Raw genomic sequence first — 20454 nt, 5'->3', positions numbered from 1 at the left:
GTGCACGGCTGCTGACTAATGGCTTGCTATTAAGACTTTAAAATTAAAAAAGCAGGATAACGCTATCGCTTTAAAGATAGTCTTATCCTGCTTTTTAAGCAAAACCTTTATGGTGTTAACACTATTCTTATAGCAGACCTTTTTGTCTCATGCTGCGATAGACCACGATGACGATAATGACATTAAGTATTAAAATACTTAGCTTAAACCAATCAAAGGGACTGATAACTAAGTAATAAATCTCGACAGGAATAAATATTCCGTAGCCAATGACACTAAACCAGTAGGCCCACGTTTTGTCTTGCCACAAGCCATAAGCTTCAATAAACCGTAGACTGACATAAAAAACGATAAACAGTAAAAAAAGCGTCCAGTTTTGACTCGCTTGCTGAGCAATTTGTATAGTGCTCTCAACTTGCGGCGCTAATAATGTACCAAAATAACGCCGCCATGAGTCATTAGCGCTTGCAAGCCAATGCTCAAGATCGTTATGCCATAACACTAGTGCTGCTGCGCCTAATAGCGCGCCTACGCCTTTGACAATCTCATAGATAGCGACAGCTTTAATCGATTCACTAGAATGATGGCTGTCCTCTGATATAACTGTATGATCCGCTTGGGGTGAATCTGGCGTATTAGCCAAAGAAAGTCTCCACAACGCGCCCTTGCAACTGCTGATTAAAAAACGGTGTATTTTTGCCATTAGAATACATAGTCTGCGCGGTGACTTGCCACTCAAGGTCAGGATCGACGAGTACAGCCCCGCCTATGCTCTCGTATTGGGCTTCGATACCTGCAATCTTGGCAGGATTAAGACATATCTTGTCTACCAGCTGCGCCAAACTGAGCACCTCATCGCGTACCAACTGACAGGCTAGAGCCATAAAGGTATCAAAATTTGAGATACCAGGTGTGCTCTCTGCGAATGGCGCTTTTTTGGCGGTAGCATTGAGCGGTTCGTGATGACTACAGATAGCGTCGATAGTGCCGTCTTTGAGCCCACGCAGTAATGCTTGTTGATCGGTATTACTGCGTAGCGGTGGTAATACATAGGCCTGCGCATTAAATCCTTCTAAATTATCATCGGTCAGGTACAACTGATGCATCGCCACATCACAGGTGACTGGCAGGCCTTTATCCTTTGCCCAGCGCATGAGCTCAACTGATGATTTACATGATAGCTGACTAAAATGCGCGGCAATACCCGTCTCCTCTACCATCAGCAGCTGCGTTGATAATGCTACGGTTTCTGCAATCCATGGAATACCTTGCAAACCATGATAAGAAGCAATATAGCCTTCATGCGCCACGCCTTCACCTGACAGACTAGGTTCATCAGGATAAAAGAATACTTTCATACCAAAGGTCGCCGCATACTCAAGTGTGCGCAGTAACACTAAATCATTCTTAAAAGGCCTGCGCGCGTTGGAGACTGCGATACAATTGCCCTTTTTTAGGCCAGCGATGTTAGAGGGATGTGTGCCCTCAAGCCCTGCGGTCAAAGCACCCAAGATATGTAAATAAATACCGCCGTCATCAAGCGCGCGCTCACGTAAGCCCTTGAGCAGCGAGCCGTTTTCTAAAATAGGATGGGTATCAGGAGGGGTGACCACATGCAAAAATCCATTGGCGCGCGCGGCCTGCCCTTCAGATATTAGCGTACCATGCTGCTGCTGACCTGGCTCTCGCAGGCGCGCACATAGATCAACGAGCGGCGGTAGCAGCCACATCTCATTGTCTATATTTTTATCGCTTAGATGATCATTTACAGTGCTTGGCAGCGTAGACGATAATGACTGCGGTAGCAGATTACGTATTAAGTTATTGGTGTTTGTGGACATGAGCATAAATACCGTATTAATAAAAGTTAAAAAGTGAGGCGACAACGCTAAATGGCATTACATAATAGGTTATGCCCCAGACGCTTGATGAGCGCGCTGCCCCTCCATCGCCATTGCTAAAACAGCCATACGAATCGCTACGCCGTTACTCACCTGCTCTAGGATTACTGATTGCGGGCCATCTGCCACGCTTGAGGCGATCTCAACGCCGCGGTTCATCGGTCCTGGATGCATAATTAGGGCATCTGGTTTTGCTCGTGCGACGCGTGCAGGTGTTATTCCATAGTGTTTGTAATACTCGTTCGATGACGATAATAGCGGCGAGTCGATACGCTCGTTTTGGATACGCAGGCCCATGATGACATCGCAGTCACTCACGCACTGATCGATATCTTCATAGACTTTGACGCCAAAGCGCTCAATGCCCTTGGGTAAAAGCGTACGCGGCGCGATAACGCGGATATCTTTGACCCCTAACGTCTGTAGAGCGCTGATGTCTGAGCGCGCCACTCGCGAGTGCTTTATATCACCGATGATAGCGACAGATAACTCCTCAAATGGTCGCGGAGCATTGCGATGAATGGTCAGCATGTCGAGCATTCCTTGAGTGGGGTGCGCATGCCAGCCATCACCGCCATTGATGATGGCAATGTTAGGCGTAACCTCTGTGGCCATAAAGTGCGCAGCGCCCGATGCTGAATGACGCACAACAAAGATATCAGCAGTCATTGCCTGCAAGTTCCACAAAGTGTCACGTAAGCTCTCACCTTTTTTGGTACTAGAGCGCGCGATATCGATGTTAAGGACGTTGGCACCTAGGCGCTTTTCAGCGACCTCAAAAGTGGTACGCGTACGGGTCGATGGCTCAAAGAACAAGTTCATCACGGTACAGCCTTCAAGCTCAGGTCTATTAATTAATAAGCCCTTATCATCAAAAAAGGTCTCCGCTTTGGCTATAATGGCCTGCAGCTGCGCCTTATTTAATCCTTCTACACCCAAAAAGTGACGGATACTGCCATCAGCATTAAGCTGCGGTCGACTGAGCGACGTGTTTAGCCTTTGATGAATGGTACTTGGATCAAACTTGACATAGTCAGAGGGTGAGATTTTATTGGTAGCATGGCTATCGGTAGCATTTGGCATAATGACGAGTCTTTGTGGTTGTTTTAATAAGTATGGCTAGATGGAACATATTGAGCACTATTTCAATCAATGACGAACCTTTATTCGTAGGCAAAGCGGTAGATACAGCGACATTTTAGCGCTTATTTGCTACACTTTGTCTCAAACTTATCTATAAAAATAGACACTTTACATTTAATAAATCTAGTGTAGCTGATTTTATAGCCAGTACAAAGGGACATGACCCGCTTATTATTATTTTTTGAGTCAGTTCAAACGCTGTACAATGAGCTATTTGTATTGATTATCTATTAAATGAAAACCTATGTTATCGCTTTTTTTATTCTATTAGGACACCCTATGACCACCCTAGCCCAATATTTAGACAAGCACTCAAACCAAACTGCGATAAACGACGTGATTACCACGCTAGCGGACGTTGGCATCACCATATCAGAGTTACTTAGAAAAGGTGCGCTTGCTGATATTATGGGCGAAGCTGGCAATCAAAACGTGCAGGGCGAAGAACAAAAAAAGCTCGATGTCTTGGCCAATGATTTACTCTTAGATGCGCTTAGCCAAAACCCTCACTGCGCAGGTGTTGCCTCAGAGGAATTGGATGATGCAACACCTGCCAACGTTGATGGCAGCTTGCTGGTGTTATTTGATCCGTTGGATGGCTCCTCAAACATCGATATCAATATGGCAGTTGGTACGATATTCTCTATTCTCCCTTACTTACGCCCAGGTCATCTCAGTGAAAACAGCGACTTTTTGCAGGCAGGTCATCAGCAGCTAGCAGCAGGTTATCTGCTATATGGTACCTCAACGGTCATGGCTTTGACCATCGACGATAAAGTGGTCATGTTCAGCCTAGATCCAGATACCAACGATTATGTCTTAATAGAAGACAATGTCCAGATTGATGCAGATACCAGTGAGTATGCTATCAACGGCTCAAACTATCGTTACTGGCAAGCGCCTATGCAGCAGTACATTGACGAGCTTATCGCAGGCAAGACTGGGGTGCGAGGACGCGATTTTAATACGCGCTGGGTAGCAGCTATGGTCGGTGATGTGCACCGCATCTTGTGCCGCGGCGGCCTATTTACTTATCCTCTTGATACCAAGGACGCCAAAAAAGCGGGCAAACTACGCTTAATGTACGAAGCCAACCCTATGAGCTTACTGATTGAGCGCGCAGGCGGCGCGGCGACTGATGCTACGACTAGAATACTGGACATCGAGCCTAATGATATTCATCAACGTGTGCCTGTAGTATTAGGTAGTAAAAATGAAGTGGACTATGTTAAGACTCTTCATTTGCAACATAGTCAGTCTTAGATAAATGACGCAAAACCTTAACGCTACTTTTTTCTAATTCTGAGCCGTTTACTATGAGCGCAAATCCTACTGAGCTAATTACCTCTGATAAGAACCAAACGGTAAAACTGATCAAAGCACTACTTACGCAAGCTCGCCGGCGCAAAAAAATAGGCCAAACGGTACTTGAAGGCGCACATTTGATTGATGCAGCCCTGCGTAGTGACTACCCTGTACTACAGATACTATTATCTGAGTCAGCACACACGCATAGTGAAGTGCGGCAGCTGCTTGCGCGGCTGCCCAGTTATGTTGGCATCTCAACGCTGCCAGATACGCTGTATCGCAGCATAAGCAGTTTAGGTACTGGTATTGATATCATGGCTATAATTGCTATACCTAAGCATAATTTGCCTGTCATTAACGATGATTGCTTGATTTTAAACGACGTACAAGATAGTGGCAACGTCGGTACGTTACTACGCACGGCAGCAGCTGTTGGTATCACAAAGGTGCTCTGTACTGAGGGCAGCGCGCAAGTGTGGTCGCCCAAGACTTTGCGGGCAGGAATGGGCGCGCAGTTCGCTTTAACAGTCTATGAAGGGCTAGCGGTCACAGATGTTTTGCAGCAAGTCAAAGTACCCCTACTAGCGACCAGCTCGCATACGGATACTTTGATTTATCAGCATGATTTAAGCGCGCCTATAGCTTGGGTTATGGGACACGAAGGTCAAGGCGTCTGCGATGAGCTCATGCAATGCGCCACCCCTATTGCCTTGCCGCAGCCTAACGGGCAGGAGAGTCTCAATGTCGCTATTGCAGGCGCGCTATGTCTGTACGAGACCCTGCGTCAACGTCAATATAGCTGATATAAAATAATAGCAATGCAGCTATAAAACTTAGCCTCAAAACGCAAAAATCCCGCTATATATAGCGGGATTTTTATTTATCTAAGTACAATACCTAATAAACCTTAGATTTTACTGGTTAGCTCAGGTAAAGCGTCAAATAAATCGGCTTCTAAGAAATAGTCAGCAACGCTAGCGATTGGCGACTCAGGATCGTTATTGATAGCTACGATAACTTTAGAGTCTTTCATACCCGCTAAATGCTGAATGGCACCAGAGATACCAGCAGCGATGTATAATTGCGGAGCAACGATCTTACCTGTTTGACCGACCTGCATATCGTTAGAGACGTAACCAGCATCAACAGCAGCGCGCGAGGCACCAATAGCAGCGCCTAGTTTATCAGCTAAAGGTTCGATATATTTAGTGAAGTTCTCGCCATTAGCTAGAGCACGACCACCAGATACAACGATACCCGCTGAAGCCAATTCAGGACGATCAGATTTTGCAACTTCTTCACTTACAAAGCTTGATTTGCCTGCATCTTGAACGTTGTCAATAGTTTCAACGGTCGCTGAACCGCCTTCGGTAGCGACAGGATCAAATGAGGTTGGACGTATAGTCACAATCACTTTGTCTTCTGAGGTTTTGACTGTTGCCGTTGCGTTACCTGCGTAAATAGGACGCTCAAAAGTTTGCGCGTCGATAACAGCAGATATCTCCGATAGCATGCTAACGTCAAGCAAAGCGGCTACGCGAGGCATAAAGTTCTTACCTGTAGTCGTTGCAGGAGCGACGATATGGCTATAGTCACCTGCAATATCAGCAACTAGCAGGGCAATATTAGCCGCTAATTGATACTCATAAGCGCCGTTGTCTGCTAGCAATACTTTGCTTACGCCTTCAGCCTTTGCAGCTTCGTCTGCAGCGCCCTGCGCGCCAGAACCTGCTACCAACACATGAACCTCATCGCCCATTAATTTAGCAGCAGCAATAGTGTTGAAAGTTGCCTTTTTTAGACTGGCATTGTCATGTTCTGCATATACTAAAATAGCCATTGTCTTTATCCTTTATTAATTCTTGTCGTCTATACTATGATCAGGTCTTGCTTTGCTCTGCTTGTTACTTATGTCATCAAACATAGCTATAGGTAAGCATAGCTACAAGCCCTACAAAATCTGCGCTGATGACTTAGATAACTTTAGCTTCGTTTTTAAGCTTATCAACCAATTCGTCCACTGATTTGACAGTGATACCTGCTTTACGAGCGGCAGGCGGTACGACCTTTGTGATTTGCTGCTTGGAGGCCATATCAACACCAAAATCTGCTGGCGTCTTCTCATCAAGTGGCTTTTTCTTTGCTTTCATGATGTTTGGCAATTTAGCATAGCGTGGCTCGTTTAGACGCAAATCAGCTGTAATCACCGCAGGTAGCGTTAGCGCAACAGTCTGCAAACCGCCATCAACTTCACGAGTGACGTTTACTTTATCGCCTTCAACGTTAACTTCTGATGCAAAAGTACCCTGACCAATACCCATCAATGCCGCTAGCATTTGACCCGTTTGGTTATTGTCATCATCAATGGCTTGCTTACCTAATAAGATGATGTCTGTTGACTCAGACTCAGCAATGCTTTTTAGAATTTTGGCAACTTGCAAAGGATATGGCTTGTCGTCTGTTTGTACCAGTACGCCGCGATCAGCACCTAGTGCCAAGGCTGCACGAATCTGCTCTTGCGACTCTTTTGGGCCGATAGAGGCGACGATGATCTCATCGATCACGCCCGCTTCTTTTAGACGTACCGCTTCTTCTACTGCAATCTCATCGAATGGGTTAATAGACATTTTGGTGTTAGATAAATCAACGCCAGAGTTGTCAGCTTTTACACGAACCTTTACGTTATAATCAATGACACGCTTGACCGCTACTAATGCTTTCATACGTTCCTCGTTTATTAATGTTATGAATAAAATATTTTGGTTAAAAAAACCAAGAGTTAGTGTTTACCTAAGCGTTATTATAAAGCTTTCACGCGCAATATCAAAAACGATGAGTCACAATAAATATCAAACCTATCGCTCATGCCTATTGATTTTAAGTATATGGATTAATCCACTAATTACTTGTCAATCCTGTACCTAAACACACGTATTTAAGAACAGTCCGTATCTTGCGTGAGCACAGGCGCAAAATCAAGATAGCGCTGTGAATAAAGCGTCATAAATTTTTGAGAAGCTCAAAACGCAAAGCCTAAAACTGAGTAAACAATACCGCCAGCTCACTACCCTTTATAGCACTTTGGGTCGTGCATTTTCTTAACATTTTGTTATCGATTAGTCATATCTTTATGACTAGTAGTGTTGTTTATACTATTCATCAATATCTCTTTGTCGCGGACATCATCAAAAAGCGACCAATCCGGCTTAGCGTCATTGTTTTTGATAACGCTCATATCAGCAGTGGTTTCCATGATGACTGCAAACACCTCAGAAGGCGATTTAACACCGTTTTGACGCAGTACCTGCTTAACATCATTAGTGCTTAGTTTTGCTTCTTTTAAGTTGTCCCAAAGATACTCACCGTTTGCCATCAAAATTATGGGCTGATTATCGAGCAGATCTTTGACAGGTTTAATTTTGCGGCGCACGATAGAGACAATGGACTGCAAGAGAAACAACATACCAACGGCAAATATGCCTTGCATCAGTGAAGTCGATTTGGATACCACTGTGGATGCTAATATACTACCAATACCTATGGTCATCGCCAGATCATAGCTTGAGAGCTTAGAGAAACTACGTAGCCCTGCGATGCGAGTAAATAATATTAGGCAAAAGTAAAACACCACAACCGATATTGTAATACCGATGACTTGTTGCTCGTTAATCATTATCCAAGACTGCCATTCCATAACTGACTCCTAACTCTACTATTTTAATGGTACGTCAATAAATTAAATCTAGAACTGATAAATTTTAGTCATAAAAAAAGCAACCTATCTAAGTATAGGTTGCTTTTTTATACAGTCTAAACAATATTTTTATTGTTATAAAACAATATAATCTCGGTTTAAGATTATAGGGCTTCGATTTGCTCAGCTTGTGGACCTTTTTGGCCTTGACCTAGAACGAAAGAAACTTTTTGGCCTTCGGCTAGTGTTTTAAAGCCACCACCTTGAATAGCGCTGTAATGAGCGAATACATCTTGACCGCCATTGTCTTGAGCGATAAAACCAAAACCTTTAGCTTCATTAAACCACTTTACGGTGCCTTCAACTTTTTCTGACATAATTTTTCCTAACTCTTTAACGGTTGGTGAGACTAATGCCTTCACCGATTAATTGAAAAATACTTATAGCTTCTAAGCTCATCATCGAAATGAATCCACTTACCTATTAAAATACAACACAAATGTGTTTAAAGTCTTATAAGTATGATTTAAGTATAGCAGCTTTTATAAGCCTAGGTAAGTTTAATACAGTAATTTTGTAAATGGCATTTTTGACGCTATATCATTGAATAGTTTGATATTTTTAATTAATAATTGATAATTGATTTTGACTTATCATTTTACTAATTAGCAATAGGTAACCAAGGCGCTGCCAATACTAAAAGACATAAGGAGAAAAATATCAAAGCAAACGACTGACTGTAAGCAATGTACTTAACTGGTATCACTAACTCCTTTGCAGAATCAGGAATGCCTTTGCGTCTGAGCAGGCGGGTGCCATACACCCAGCCAAATACGGTATATATGCCATAAGCAGCTGGTACGGTTACTGCAAGCGGTGTCAACTCGATAACGTAGAGCATCATGACTGAGATAAAAAACCAAGCCGTATCTAGTAATGAGCTAAATTTAAACAATGGCGATTGGGGTAGCTTGCCGTCGGTGGTCTTGAGCATCTCCCCTTCTATCCAGATCAAAACAGCTACTACCGCGCTTAGGGCGACGTATATAAATTGCGGCGTTAGCCAGTCAGGGTTGGGTATTAGCACAGCTACCGCCTATGATTAATAATGTTTATAATAAAAGTTAAATTGCTTGCACCGTTATACTTAAAGTGTTGCACTCGTAAACTGTGAGCAAGTCTTATAATGTTTGTCTATATAGGGCGGCTAGTCGTCATTTTCAACCGATGGTAAGTCAATTTCTATTCGCCGCTGTTTTTTAGACTTTACAAATACGCGTTGGCGACAAAATTGTTAAGATAATAAAGCTATTAAAGTGATCAATTGATTAAAACGGTTAAGGTGCTAAACAAAAAAAACCCACGTTATCTGTTGATAACATGGGTCTTAAAAACTTAGATCAGTAACGCTTAGTTTTTGTCTTTATCGATGATTTTATTACCACCGATCCAAGGCATCATGCCGCGAAGTTTTGCGCCAGTGACTTCGATCTGATGCTCAGCGTTGTTACGACGACGCGCCGTCATAGAAGGATAGTTCGTTGCGCCCTCTGAGATGAACATCTTGGCGTACTCGCCTGATTGAATGCGTTTAAGCGCATTACGCATTGCTTCTCGTGATTGCTCGTTGATGACCTCTGTACCCGTAACGTATTCGCCGTATTCAGCGTTGTTACTGATTGAGTAGTTCATATCAGCGATACCGCCTTCATACATCAAGTCAACGATAAGCTTAAGCTCGTGCAAACACTCAAAGTAAGCCATTTCTGGTGCGTAGCCTGCTTCTGTCAAAGTCTCAAAACCCATTTTGACCAGCTCTACTGCGCCGCCGCAAAGGACTGCTTGCTCACCGAATAAATCAGTTTCAGTCTCATCTTTAAACGTCGTCTCGATGATACCTGAGCGTCCACCGCCAACGCCTGCTGCATAAGAGAGCGCTAATTGCTTGGCATCGCCTGAGGCGTCTTGATAGATTGCGATAAGATCTGGGATACCGCCGCCTTTGACGAACTCGTTACGTACCGTATGGCCTGGTGCTTTTGGCGCTACCATGATGACGTTTAGATCGCTACGCGGTACCACTTGGTTGTAATGAATCGCAAAACCATGAGCAAAAGCCAATGTCGAACCCTCTTTGATGTTTGGCTCAATCTCATTGTTGTATAGCTCTTTTTGGAACTCATCTGGCGTCAGGATCATCACGACGTCAGCGGCTTTTACGGCGTCTGCCACATCAGCGACTTTTAGACCCGCGTTTTCTGCTTTTTTACGAGAACCCGAATCAGCGCGCAGGCCGACAGTGACATCTACGCCAGAGTCTTGTAAGTTTAAAGCATGGGCATGACCTTGTGAGCCATAACCGATGATGGCGACTTTTTTGCCTTGAATAATCGATAGATCGCAATCTTTATCGTAAAAAACGTTCATAAATAGAGTCCTTTTCCTCAAGCATGGCTTGCCATGGATAATAAAGGCTTATAGTAAAGCTACTTAGTTACTATAAGCGTGATGTTAGTTTTAAATTAGTATAATGACAGACAAGTATTAAACGCTTAGCGTTTTTTCGCCGCGAGCAATACCGATAACACCCGAGCGTACCACTTCTAGCACGCGTTCACGTCCAATAGTATCGATAAAACCGTCAAGTTTGGCCGTATCACCTACGATTTGAATCGTGTACAGGTTAGCGTTCACATCGACAATCTGAGCGCGGAATATATCAGCGCTACGTTTGATCTCTTCGCGAACATTGCCCGTCGCACGTACCTTTATCAGCATAAGCTCACGCTCAACGTGAACGGTATCTGATAGATTAAGCACTTTAACCACTTCGATCAATTTATGCAATTGTTTGGTGATTTGCTCAACTCGCTCAGGAGAGGTAATGGTCGTCAGCGTCAAACGCGAGATGCTGGGGTCGTCAGTTGGGGCAACGTTTAGGGTTTCGATATTGTAGCCGCGCTGGGAGAACAAGCCGACCAAGCGCGACAACGAACCCGCTTCGTTTTCCATTAATACCGAAATCAGATGTGGTTGTTGCATTAAGTACGCTCCCCTTTTGTTAGCCACATATCACGCATAGTCTGTCCTGCAATTTGCATCGGATACACATGCTCATTACGATCGACATAGACGTCGATAAATACCAGTCTATCTTTCATTGCCATCGCTTCTTCTATTTGCGCCTCCATCGTTTCAGGATCAGTGATCTTGATGCCGACGTGACCATAGCTCTCAGCAAGCTTGACAAAATCTGGTAGCGAGTCCATATAAGACTGGGCATGGCGACCTTCATAAAGCATATCTTGCCACTGCTTCACCATACCTAACTGCGCATTATTAATGTTCAAGATTTTGACAGGCAGATTATACTGTAAGCAAGTTGATAGCTCCTGAATATTCATCTGGATAGAGCCCTCGCCTGTGATACAGACGACGTCACGATCAGGATTGGCAAGCTTGGCCGCCATTGCATATGGCAAGCCCACACCCATAGTACCGAGGCCACCAGAGTTCAACCACTGACCTGGCTCAAGATACGTATAATAAAGCGCGGCAAACATCTGATGCTGACCGACATCACTTGTAATGATAGCGTTACTGTTAGTCACTTTATCTAGTGCTTGTACAACGCTCTGCGGCTTGATACCGTTTTCTGTGCTGGTGTCATAGCGCAAACCATGGCGCTTGCGCCACTCATTAATCTGCGACCACCAGTCTAGTAGAGCATGTTGATCAAGCTGCTTGTCATCACCGATACTATCGAGCATATCTGTTAGTACCGACTTAACGTCGCCTACAATTGGGATATGAGCAAAGATGGTCTTTGAGATAGACGCCGGATCTATATCGATATGGATAATGGTGGCGTTAGGACAGAACTTTTTGACATTGTTGGTGACGCGATCATCAAAACGCGCACCGACTGCCAAAATAACGTCTGCATGATGCATGCTCGTATTGGCCTCGTAAGTACCATGCATACCTAACATACCCAAAAATTGACGGTCCGAACCTGGGAACGTACCCAAACCCATCAAGGTATTAGTCACAGGTAAGTTCAAACGATGCGCAAGCTCAGTCAGCTCCGCGTGTGCTTTGCTCCAGATAACGCCGCCACCTGCATAAACTACAGGACGTTTTGCCGCAAGCAAAGTCTCAACCGCTTTTTTGATCTGCCCGCTATGACCCTTGATTGACGGCTGATACGAGCGCATAAAGACGTCTTTTGGATATTCATAAGCATACTTTTCGCTCGGCGCGGTCATATCTTTTGGTACGTCTATGACGACAGGACCTGGGCGGCCTGTCTGCGCGATATAAAATGCTTTTTTGACGATCATAGGGATTTCGCTGGCATGACGCACCTGAAAGCTATGCTTGACGATAGGGCGTGATACCCCAATCATGTCGGTCTCTTGAAAGGCATCTTCGCCGATCAGGCTACTTGGCACCTGACCTGAGATCACAACCATAGGTACTGAGTCCATAAACGCAGTAGCGATAGCCGTTACTGTGTTGGTGGCTCCTGGGCCTGAAGTTGCAAGTACGACGCCAGTATTACCAGTCACTCGAGAGTAAGCATCGGCCATATGACCTGCTGCTTGCTCATGACGCACAAGGATGTGCTCAATGGTTTCTTGTTGAAATAGGGCATCATAAATATGAAGAACCGCACCGCCTGGATAGCCAAAAATGTACTTGACCCCTTCATCGGTCAAAGACTGCACCAAAATCTCAGCCCCAGAGAGCATTACAGGCTCTTGGCCTTCAGCAATGCGTTGCTGCTTTTCTTCAAAGTTCTTGGCGGCATTAGCCGTTTGCGTGTGCCCGGTCATATTCGGACTTTGCGTGGTTTGCGTCACTGTCATCACCTTTTGTTCGGCGCAGACTTACTACTTAATCATAAAAACAACCACGCCTAAATGCGGCCATTCGTACTCAAAAATAATGAGTCTTTGTCTATATAAAGAATAGATATTTGCTATGTCAAAACATCATAACTAAAAAAACTGTCATTAAGACAATGATGTTTGAGCACAGTAAATTTTAGGATCAGTGTTGAAGCAGCGGATTATCGGTATACAGTGACAAGATGCTAGGCATCTATAAAAGAGGCTTATTATTTATGTTGCGCATAGTAGTGACAACTGCACTGATAAAAACAGGATCAGCAGTTATGCTAATACTACAATACAAAACACTTTTATCAGCAGGCATTACTGTGACAGTACGCTGTATTGTACTTGCCATCCATGCAAACATCGCGTTTGATGTTTATAAATAATAAGTTTATCTTAGTCATTGTAGACAGATAAGTCCGGAGACGATGTATATAACAAACATATCATCATCACAAAGAAGAAAAAACCACATAAGTTACCGATAAGTAACTTGTGGTCTTTGTCCTCAAGTGCCACGGCAATAAAGTAAAAGCCGCTCACTGACCAATCAACTGCTAATATTTTCAATGGTTCAAGCGCTATTGTCAAGAAAAACTTCTAACACTTGCGTCTAACTATTGGTTATTATAGCAAGGATATCTGTATCGACGGTCTGTTGGCATAAAACACTGTCATAACCTACTCATTAATATAGATATAAACGCTTCAAACTACATCTCTTCAAACTATATAAAGGATCGTTGCTATGGCAAATGTGCCTACCACTATTGCGACTAAGCTATTTGTAATACTCGCTATGCTCTGTGCTTTGCTGCTATCTACGAGCATGACTCACGCTGTGCAAGTTTATAAGTCGATTGGCGCCTATGGTGAAGTCAAGTACAGTCAGCACGCGCCGCAAAATGGCAAAAATATTGAAGTTATCGAATTTCGTAGTGATGGTCGACAAAATAATGCCGGTCAAATGGCAGGCAAAACCAATAGCGAGCAAAACAATAGTGCCCCAGATGCAGAGCAGCAGCGCGTGGCGCAGCTAGAGGCGCGTATAGAGGAGCAAGAAGCTCAAGCGAATGCTCAGCGCTGTCAGTCACTGCGTAATAACCTGACCAATCTAAACGTTGGTGGTCGCATCTATGAGATGGATACTAATGGCGAGCGTCGCTACTTGGATGGGCGCGAAATTGAACTTAAACGTGAACGCGTGCAACAAGCTATTAGTCAGTATTGTACGGGCGCTACGGTATAATGTAACTGATAGACATTGCTAGGTAGATTATACTCTTGGATTTTAACGAGTCAAAGTGTGTATTACATGACGAATGGCTGCTGGCATATCTTGAGCCTGTAGCCCTCGCTCACCAATTAGCAGTGCATCATTAGAGAATAATTCATTCACGAGTACATCACCTGCACTACCATGAATAAGTACAGCTTGGCGCAGATGCTGTAAGAGTTTTGACAAATCTTGCTGTGCTAACAAGCCTGCTGCGACTCCTGATAAGACATCTCCCATACCTGCTGAGGCCATACCTGCGTTGCCAGTTGTACAGACATAGATCTGCTCATCCTCTAACACCATAGACCCGGCTCCCTTGAGCACCCAATCACCGCCATAAATACTCGCAGCTTGTTTAATCGCAGCTAGTCTATCGCTCTCTACCTCTTTTACGTCTTTGTCCAATAACCGCGCCATCTCACCACTATGCGGCGTTAGGCAAACCTTGTGAGCCGTACTATAACGGCGCAGCTGCGCGATTAGCTCATGGTTATCAGCTTGTAGCGATGCTAGATGGTACAGACCATCAGCATCAATCACTATTGGAATATCTTGCGACATTGTGGTTTGTAAATAATATATGAATAAATCTTCTGCTTTTTTATCTCGGCCTAGTCCCATACCTATGGCTAGAACGCTGGCATCTTTAATTAACGATTCAGCGCTATTCTTATCATGTAAATCAAGCGTCATCGCATCAGGCAACGAGGTTAATAGCGCACCATGAAAAGCGCTATGACAAGCAACGGTTATCTTGCCTGCGCCTGTTGCCATAGTGCTAGCGGCAGATAGTATCGCGGCCCCGCCCATACCCTGTGAGCCATCAATACGGTTACCGCCAACGATTAACACATGACCATAGCTGCCCTTATAGCTGTTTTGACGGCGCTTAGAGACCTTATATGGTCGGGTAAGCATAAGAGCGGCGGGCTCAATGTCTGCATAAGGAATAAGCGGTATATCAAACACTGTTCCGCTGTGATCCATACCATCTTTGATATGTAGGCCAAGCTTACGGGCGATCAAGCACAATGTCACGTCTGCCTCGATCGCACACCTGTCAAAGACTTGCCCAGTTGAGGCGATTAGTCCACTTGGGATATCAATAGCTATGCTTAAAGCATGATAGTGTCTTGAGTAGTGATTAAAGGCTTGAATAGCTCGTTTGTAGACACCTGCAGGCGCGCGATCTAAACCTATGCCAAACAGAGCATCGATATATACATCGGCCTCTGCCCTATAGTGCTTTGGGTGACTGATGACTTTAAAGCCATTATTTTTAGAGCCACTATCTTCAAAACGCACTGTTTCGATATCACTGTCCATAGTGATCTGGCGCGCTTTTATTGCGTCAGTCATGGATACTATGGTGTTACTATCAACAGCTAAATTATCCATATCCAAACCAACCGTAATGACTCGTACTTGCCAGTCTGCTTGTTTTAGATAGTGCGCGACAAGCCAGCCATCGCCGCCGTTATTGCCTTTGCCAACCCAAATAATAACGCTGGGCTGATGATTCTCCTCATGACAGACTGTCTTGCTAGCCGCATCAGTACTACGATATTTTTGCTCATAAAGCGTTCTGATATGCTGCGTTACTTGCCAAGCAGCTTGTTGCATTAGGGCGAAGCTGTCATACCCTTGGGCAAACCAAGCCTTTTCCATAGCATAAATTTGCTCACTACTGTAAAGAGCGACTGGCATTGTGTTTTTGGATAACGAACTTAGTAAGGCTGACATGACTGACTCTCTGCGTTAATTATATTTTTTAGACTTGCGCTTAGGACTTATAAGCTTATCATATAAGTATCTTAGCCAACATCTAGCCCATTTATGACTCATAATATTCAGTCCACTCAAAAATCAGCGATAAGCCATAGTAAATTACCATCAAACGCCGTCGAGATTGATAACGTTAATAGCATCGATAACGTCAACAACATAGACACGTTTACGTCCGCTGCTGAGGTTAAAGAATGGATCAAAGCACAAGCAAAGTCTCTCGGTTTTGCTGATTGTGGTTTTTTGTCTGTACACCACCCTTTGTTTGCCGAGCAAATAGAGCAGCTACAACGCTGGCTGGATAAAGGCTATGAGGGTCAGCTCAATTTTATGCACAACAATCATGAGCTGCGCGCGCATCCTGAGCAGTTAGTAGCAGGGGCTAAAACTATTATCAGCGTGCGTATGGATTACCTCACTCAAGTACCGACGCCGCGTACTATCATTGACAACCAATACCCCAATCAAGGCATTATTGCCCGCTATGCGCGCGGGCGCGATTACCATAAGACCATGCGCTCTCGCCTCAAACAATTAGCGCTACAGATTGAGACGATGCTCCCTGAGTGGCAACATTTAGATATTGGCAATACATCAAATTTTATCTTTCGTCCCTTTAGCGACTCAGCACCGATATTTGAGCGCCCTATCGCCGATGCAGCAGGTCTTGGCTGGACAGGTAAGCACACCTTACTACTCAATAAGCAAGCAGGCTCTTTTTTTGTGTTGGGCGAGCTGTTTATCAGTCTAAAGCTACCAGATGACAAGCCCGTAGAGGCTCACTGCGGCAGTTGCCGTGCTTGTATAGATATCTGTCCCACTCAAGCTATCGTCGCGCCTTATGAGCTTAATGCGGCAGCCTGCATCTCTTATTTAACCATTGAGCACAAGGGATCTATAGACATCAAGTATAGACGCGCTATAGGCAACCGCGTCTTTGGCTGTGATGATTGTCAGCTGATCTGCCCTTGGAACCGCTACGCTAAAGTCACAGACGTCGAGGACTTTGCCCCTCGTCATCATTTAGATAACAGCAGCTTGCTCGATCTTTGGCGATGGACGGAAGACGACTTTTTGAATAATACTCAAGGCAGTCCGCTTAGACGTACAGGCTACGTCAACTTTTTACGCAATATCGCTATCGGTTTAGGTAATGCAATTGCTAGTAATAAGGTAATAGTCGAGCTTGAAGCAAAGTTGAGCGTTCACGATGAGATGCTGGACGAGCATATTAATTGGGCAATAAAGGAGCAGCAAGGTAGACTGACAGAGTGTTAGTCAAGTACAAAAAACGCCCCTCATATAAGGAGCGTCATGACAAATATATAGCATTTGCGATTAGAAAATTCTGATAACTTTATGGCTTAGGAATACGTAATACTTGACCTGGATAAATCTTATCTGGATCAGAAAGCATAGGTTTGTTAGCCTCAAATATCTTCATATAGTCGCTTGATGAACCGTAAACGTTTTGGGCAATTTTAGACAAGCTATCACCAGACTCTACGGTATACATAGTAGATTCAGGCGCGTCTTCTTCGATGTTGATATTATCGATCACTTTTGCGACGTTCTGTACGTTACCAATAGCGATAATAGCTTTTTCGCGATCAGCTTGAGTTTTGGCATCACCACTGATCTCAGCGGTATCTGTTGAGCCATTGTATTTGACTTTTAGATTACTGATATTGAGGTTTTGCTGCTGAATGCGGCGTAACAATAAGCTTGCTACAGATTGAGCCGATGGCTCACTCGATTTGACTTGCGTATTAGCATCAGCTTTGGTTTCAGTCTTAGCATCATGCTTGTCATCATCACGGTTAAAAATTTTGTCACCTATATCCTTTGCGAAACTGAACATTCCCATATTATTGCTCCTTCACTATTGTTATTAACGTTTTTTGTTTGCGCTATCGAGTATAGCAAAACACATCGCTTTGCCAAGTAAAGGTATGTTGAATAATGTTAGTCTCGCGTAGAGACGCTATATTCGAGCATAAGTATTTAAGTACAAGTATTCAAGCACAAAAGTTTAGGTACAAAAAAACCGCTTACCTAGATAGATAAGCGGTCAATCAACTAATAATGACGGTTTGTCAGTTATAGCTGAGCTTGTACATAATCAATTGCTTTTTGTACAGTAGTCAATTCTGCTGAATCTTCATCTGGAATAGTGATACCAAAATCACTCTCAAACGACATAACCAACTCAACCAAATCTAACGAATCAGCACCTAAGTCTTCCATGAAGGCTGCATCGTTATTCACGTCTTCAACGTTCATACCTAGCTGTTCAGCTACTGCAGATTTTACTCTTAATTCAACATCATTACTCATATAGATCTCTCCCTTTTTGTCTATCATTTTTTAAGATTGATAAAGCGTTATTTTATATACTATCCAATAAAACCTCATTATCATACAAGGTTTTGACATAAAAGTATGCGTTATTATAACACCATTTATTAGAGTTTACACTCGTTCACACAGTATTTTATTATCAGTGTGTAACGATGCTACATATACATACCACCATTGACTGGAATGACCGCACCTGTAATATAACTGGCCTCGTCACTAGCTAAAAACGAGACTGCAGCAGCGATGTCTTCTGGTTGACCTAAGCGGCTAATAGGTACGGCATCTAGCATAGAATTAAGCAGACGCTCATCAAGCTCATCCGTCATATCTGTTTCAATCAAACCTGGTGCGACGCAATTGATAGTCACTTGGCGTGAGCCAATTTCACGGGCTAATGTGCGGCTAAAGCCTTCAAGACCTGCTTTGGTCGCTGCATAATTGGACTGACCTGCATTGCCCATCTTGGCAACAACGGAGCTGATATTAATAATACGGCCGCGGCGAGCTTTCATCATGCCGCGAATCGCGCGTTTGCTCATACGGTACACCGAAGATAGATTAGTATCGATGACGTCATCCCAGTCTTCATCTTTCATACGCATGAGTAGACCGTCTTTGGTGATACCCGCATTATTTACCAGTACTTGTACGGCCCCATAGACGCTCTCAATCTCTTCAAAGAGCTTATTGATTTGTTCGGTATCACGCACGTCCAGCACGCGTCCAATACCGCCTGTATCGTGTAGATATTCATCAATAAGCTCAGCGCCTTTTTCAGTAGTCGCTGTGCCAATGACAAAATGCCCTTCTTTAGCAAAACGTTTGGCAACAGCTTTGCCAATACCGCGACTTGCGCCCGTTACTAGGGTAATTGTACGGCTCATGATAGCACCTCCATTAACTTATCCAAACGAGCAAGCTTGTCAGTAGGATAGCTTGTAATAGGCTCTGCTTGGCGCTTGGCTAGATTACTCAAAACATTACCGCTACCGCATTCGATCAATATACCGATTTGTTTGTCTGCCATCTCTTGCATCGTTTTGGACCAAAGGACAGGTTCACTCAATTGTTCTGTCAATGCCTGCTTGATACCTAGTGCGCTACTCTCAACGCGGGCATGACGATTTTGAATAACTGGAATAGCGGCCTGCTCAAATTCGATATTATCCAACGCCTCAGCGAGCGCTCGACTAGCAGGCTGCATAAGTGCACAGTGCGAAGGCACGCTAACCTTTAGAGGTATGGCTTTTTTGCCTGTATTTTGGACTTTATCTATGACAGCGTTTACGCCAATAGCATTACCAGATACCACGACTTGACCTGGGCTGTTAAAGTTAGCCGCACCGACGATAGCGCCATCAACGTGCTCGGTCGCCTGCTCGCACAAGGTTTCAACTCGTGCATCCTCAAGACCTAGCACGGCTGCCATAGCCGTATCGATACCGACTACCGCCTCTTGCATAAACTGCCCACGCTTATGTACTAACTTGACAGCATCAGCAAAACTAATCACGCCAGCTGCACATAGCGCACTATACTCTCCAAGTGAATGTCCAGCTAAGTAACACGGCGTCTTGGTTAACTTATCTTGTAAAATACGCCAAATTGCGATGCTAGCCGTTAAAAGTGCCGGCTGGGTGTACTGAGTCTGGTTGAGTCGCTCTTCGTCTTGGCATATTGCCCACAAGTCTTCGCCAAGTACCGCACTTGCTTCGGCAAAAGTATCTTTGATCTGAGGGTAATGCTCGGCAAGCTCTGAGGTCATAGCGACCGTTTGCGAGCCTTGTCCTGGAAAAATAACAGCGATACGCGTAGGCGGCGTTTTTGTTGAATCGGGTGCTACTGCCATAACCCATATTCCTTATATTGTTGAATAATTCCCTAAAAGCGAGCGCTTATTTATGTTCTATTATTATTAATTTATCAGTAAATGGTAGGTACTAGCTATCGTCTATGTATTTGTAATCATCGTAATAGGTTATCTAGTCTTTGCAACTAAGAAGTCTATACAACAAAATTCTACTGATATAGTAAGCCTAAATGACTCAGACTGTCAAAGGTTAGAAAATTAACCTTTACTAA

At 44.1% G+C, this 20454-nt stretch carries 20 protein-coding genes; 4 read left to right on the top strand and 16 right to left on the bottom strand.

Annotated elements, in window-relative coordinates; translation table 11 throughout:
* Positions 1–127: 127 nt before the first annotated feature.
* The 3 genes from ACR64J_RS03090 to ACR64J_RS03080 form a co-directional block, all read right to left on the bottom strand.
* Complete coding sequence (locus ACR64J_RS03090) at positions 128–643, bottom strand: DUF2127 domain-containing protein (protein WP_435950378.1); 516 nt, start codon at positions 641–643, stop codon at positions 128–130.
* Positions 636–1841, bottom strand: a complete 1206-nt coding sequence (locus ACR64J_RS03085) for a dihydroorotase (RefSeq protein WP_435950377.1) — start codon at positions 1839–1841, stop codon at positions 636–638. Before ACR64J_RS03085 ends, ACR64J_RS03090 begins: the two co-directional genes overlap by 8 nt.
* A gap of 69 nt (positions 1842–1910) precedes the next feature.
* On the bottom strand, positions 1911–2984 hold the full coding sequence (locus tag ACR64J_RS03080; RefSeq protein ID WP_317200639.1) for an aspartate carbamoyltransferase catalytic subunit: 1074 nt from the start codon (positions 2982–2984) through the stop codon (positions 1911–1913).
* A 339-nt stretch (positions 2985–3323) separates the two neighbouring features.
* Between ACR64J_RS03080 and ACR64J_RS03075 the strand changes: the two genes are divergently transcribed.
* Both ACR64J_RS03075 and ACR64J_RS03070 read left to right on the top strand, forming a co-directional pair.
* Positions 3324–4307, top strand: a complete 984-nt coding sequence (locus tag ACR64J_RS03075; protein WP_435950376.1) for a class 1 fructose-bisphosphatase — start codon at positions 3324–3326, stop codon at positions 4305–4307.
* Between the two features lie 53 nt (positions 4308–4360).
* On the top strand, positions 4361–5155 hold the full coding sequence (locus ACR64J_RS03070; RefSeq protein ID WP_435950375.1) for a TrmH family RNA methyltransferase: 795 nt from the start codon (positions 4361–4363) through the stop codon (positions 5153–5155).
* A 104-nt stretch (positions 5156–5259) separates the two neighbouring features.
* Here the strand turns inward: ACR64J_RS03070 and ACR64J_RS03065 are convergent, their stop codons facing one another.
* The 8 genes from ACR64J_RS03065 to ACR64J_RS03030 all read right to left on the bottom strand — a co-directional run bounded on the left by ACR64J_RS03065 (position 5260) and on the right by ACR64J_RS03030 (position 12800).
* Entirely contained in the window at positions 5260–6192 is a 933-nt protein-coding gene (locus ACR64J_RS03065; protein ID WP_435950374.1) for an electron transfer flavoprotein subunit alpha/FixB family protein, read from the bottom strand.
* 133 nt (positions 6193–6325) lie between these two features.
* Complete coding sequence (locus tag ACR64J_RS03060; protein ID WP_317200635.1) at positions 6326–7075, bottom strand: electron transfer flavoprotein subunit beta/FixA family protein; 750 nt, start codon at positions 7073–7075, stop codon at positions 6326–6328.
* 386 nt (positions 7076–7461) lie between these two features.
* On the bottom strand, positions 7462–8046 hold the full coding sequence (locus ACR64J_RS03055; protein ID WP_435950373.1) for a DUF421 domain-containing protein: 585 nt from the start codon (positions 8044–8046) through the stop codon (positions 7462–7464).
* Between the two features lie 164 nt (positions 8047–8210).
* Complete coding sequence (locus ACR64J_RS03050; protein WP_317200633.1) at positions 8211–8423, bottom strand: cold-shock protein; 213 nt, start codon at positions 8421–8423, stop codon at positions 8211–8213.
* 284 nt (positions 8424–8707) lie between these two features.
* Positions 8708–9133 carry a hypothetical protein gene (locus ACR64J_RS03045; RefSeq protein ID WP_317200632.1) on the bottom strand — a complete coding sequence of 142 codons (426 nt, stop codon included), beginning with the start codon at positions 9131–9133 and terminating at the stop codon, positions 8708–8710.
* Positions 9134–9456: 323 nt separating this feature from the next.
* Positions 9457–10473, bottom strand: coding sequence for a ketol-acid reductoisomerase (gene ilvC / locus ACR64J_RS03040; protein ID WP_317200631.1), 1017 nt, complete (start codon positions 10471–10473; stop codon positions 9457–9459).
* Between the two features lie 117 nt (positions 10474–10590).
* Positions 10591–11088, bottom strand: a complete 498-nt coding sequence (gene ilvN / locus ACR64J_RS03035) for an acetolactate synthase small subunit (RefSeq protein ID WP_317200630.1) — start codon at positions 11086–11088, stop codon at positions 10591–10593.
* Entirely contained in the window at positions 11088–12800 is a 1713-nt protein-coding gene (locus ACR64J_RS03030) for an acetolactate synthase 3 large subunit (protein WP_435951014.1), read from the bottom strand. The genes ilvN and ACR64J_RS03030 overlap by 1 nt, the downstream gene beginning before the upstream one ends.
* A gap of 895 nt (positions 12801–13695) precedes the next feature.
* On the opposite strand from ACR64J_RS03030, the gene ACR64J_RS03025 reads away from it, so the two are divergent.
* On the top strand, positions 13696–14196 hold the full coding sequence (locus tag ACR64J_RS03025; protein ID WP_317200629.1) for a DUF4124 domain-containing protein: 501 nt from the start codon (positions 13696–13698) through the stop codon (positions 14194–14196).
* A 42-nt stretch (positions 14197–14238) separates the two neighbouring features.
* On the opposite strand, the gene ACR64J_RS03020 is transcribed toward ACR64J_RS03025, so the two are convergent.
* Positions 14239–15969 carry an NAD(P)H-hydrate dehydratase gene (locus ACR64J_RS03020; protein ID WP_435950372.1) on the bottom strand — a complete coding sequence of 577 codons (1731 nt, stop codon included), beginning with the start codon at positions 15967–15969 and terminating at the stop codon, positions 14239–14241.
* A gap of 93 nt (positions 15970–16062) precedes the next feature.
* Here ACR64J_RS03020 and queG point away from each other — a divergent pair, with 93 nt between their 5' ends.
* Complete coding sequence (gene queG, locus ACR64J_RS03015; RefSeq protein WP_435950371.1) at positions 16063–17289, top strand: tRNA epoxyqueuosine(34) reductase QueG; 1227 nt, start codon at positions 16063–16065, stop codon at positions 17287–17289.
* Positions 17290–17368: 79 nt separating this feature from the next.
* Here the strand turns inward: queG and lysM are convergent, their stop codons facing one another.
* The 4 genes from lysM to fabD all read right to left on the bottom strand — a co-directional run bounded on the left by lysM (position 17369) and on the right by fabD (position 20221).
* Complete coding sequence (gene lysM, locus ACR64J_RS03010; protein ID WP_317200626.1) at positions 17369–17878, bottom strand: peptidoglycan-binding protein LysM; 510 nt, start codon at positions 17876–17878, stop codon at positions 17369–17371.
* Positions 17879–18111: 233 nt separating this feature from the next.
* Positions 18112–18348 carry an acyl carrier protein gene (gene acpP / locus ACR64J_RS03005; protein WP_317200625.1) on the bottom strand — a complete coding sequence of 79 codons (237 nt, stop codon included), beginning with the start codon at positions 18346–18348 and terminating at the stop codon, positions 18112–18114.
* A gap of 179 nt (positions 18349–18527) precedes the next feature.
* Complete coding sequence (fabG, locus tag ACR64J_RS03000) at positions 18528–19256, bottom strand: 3-oxoacyl-ACP reductase FabG (protein WP_317200624.1); 729 nt, start codon at positions 19254–19256, stop codon at positions 18528–18530.
* On the bottom strand, positions 19253–20221 hold the full coding sequence (fabD, locus tag ACR64J_RS02995) for an ACP S-malonyltransferase (protein ID WP_317200623.1): 969 nt from the start codon (positions 20219–20221) through the stop codon (positions 19253–19255). Before fabD ends, fabG begins: the two co-directional genes overlap by 4 nt.
* Positions 20222–20454: the final 233 nt, after the last annotated feature.

The sequence above is a fragment of the Psychrobacter sp. DM8 genome, from assembly GCF_051307025.1.
Taxonomy (GTDB): Bacteria; Pseudomonadota; Gammaproteobacteria; order Pseudomonadales; family Moraxellaceae; genus Psychrobacter.
This window is presented reverse-complemented; position numbering and strand designations above follow the sequence as displayed.

Bases quoted from the DNA above. Each gene is read 5' to 3' on its own strand.
- ACR64J_RS03085 (WP_435950377.1), bottom strand. From the start codon at position 1,841: ATGTCCACAAACACCAATAACTTAATACGTAATCTGCTACCGCAGTCA.
- ACR64J_RS03080 (WP_317200639.1), bottom strand. From the start codon at position 2,984: ATGCCAAATGCTACCGATAGCCATGCTACCAATAAAATCTCACCCTCT.
- ACR64J_RS03075 (WP_435950376.1), top strand. From the start codon at position 3,324: ATGACCACCCTAGCCCAATATTTAGACAAGCACTCAAACCAAACTGCG.
- ACR64J_RS03070 (WP_435950375.1), top strand. From the start codon at position 4,361: ATGAGCGCAAATCCTACTGAGCTAATTACCTCTGATAAGAACCAAACG.
- ACR64J_RS03065 (WP_435950374.1), bottom strand. From the start codon at position 6,192: ATGGCTATTTTAGTATATGCAGAACATGACAATGCCAGTCTAAAAAAG.
- ACR64J_RS03060 (WP_317200635.1), bottom strand. From the start codon at position 7,075: ATGAAAGCATTAGTAGCGGTCAAGCGTGTCATTGATTATAACGTAAAG.
- ACR64J_RS03055 (WP_435950373.1), bottom strand. From the start codon at position 8,046: ATGGAATGGCAGTCTTGGATAATGATTAACGAGCAACAAGTCATCGGT.
- ACR64J_RS03050 (WP_317200633.1), bottom strand. From the start codon at position 8,423: ATGTCAGAAAAAGTTGAAGGCACCGTAAAGTGGTTTAATGAAGCTAAA.
- ilvC (WP_317200631.1), bottom strand. From the start codon at position 10,473: ATGAACGTTTTTTACGATAAAGATTGCGATCTATCGATTATTCAAGGC.
- ilvN (WP_317200630.1), bottom strand. From the start codon at position 11,088: ATGCAACAACCACATCTGATTTCGGTATTAATGGAAAACGAAGCGGGT.
- ACR64J_RS03030 (WP_435951014.1), bottom strand. From the start codon at position 12,800: ATGCTCTCTGGGGCTGAGATTTTGGTGCAGTCTTTGACCGATGAAGGG.
- ACR64J_RS03025 (WP_317200629.1), top strand. From the start codon at position 13,696: ATGGCAAATGTGCCTACCACTATTGCGACTAAGCTATTTGTAATACTC.
- ACR64J_RS03020 (WP_435950372.1), bottom strand. From the start codon at position 15,969: ATGTCAGCCTTACTAAGTTCGTTATCCAAAAACACAATGCCAGTCGCT.
- queG (WP_435950371.1), top strand. From the start codon at position 16,063: ATGACTCATAATATTCAGTCCACTCAAAAATCAGCGATAAGCCATAGT.
- lysM (WP_317200626.1), bottom strand. From the start codon at position 17,878: ATGGGAATGTTCAGTTTCGCAAAGGATATAGGTGACAAAATTTTTAAC.
- acpP (WP_317200625.1), bottom strand. From the start codon at position 18,348: ATGAGTAATGATGTTGAATTAAGAGTAAAATCTGCAGTAGCTGAACAG.
- fabG (WP_317200624.1), bottom strand. From the start codon at position 19,256: ATGAGCCGTACAATTACCCTAGTAACGGGCGCAAGTCGCGGTATTGGC.
- fabD (WP_317200623.1), bottom strand. From the start codon at position 20,221: ATGGCAGTAGCACCCGATTCAACAAAAACGCCGCCTACGCGTATCGCT.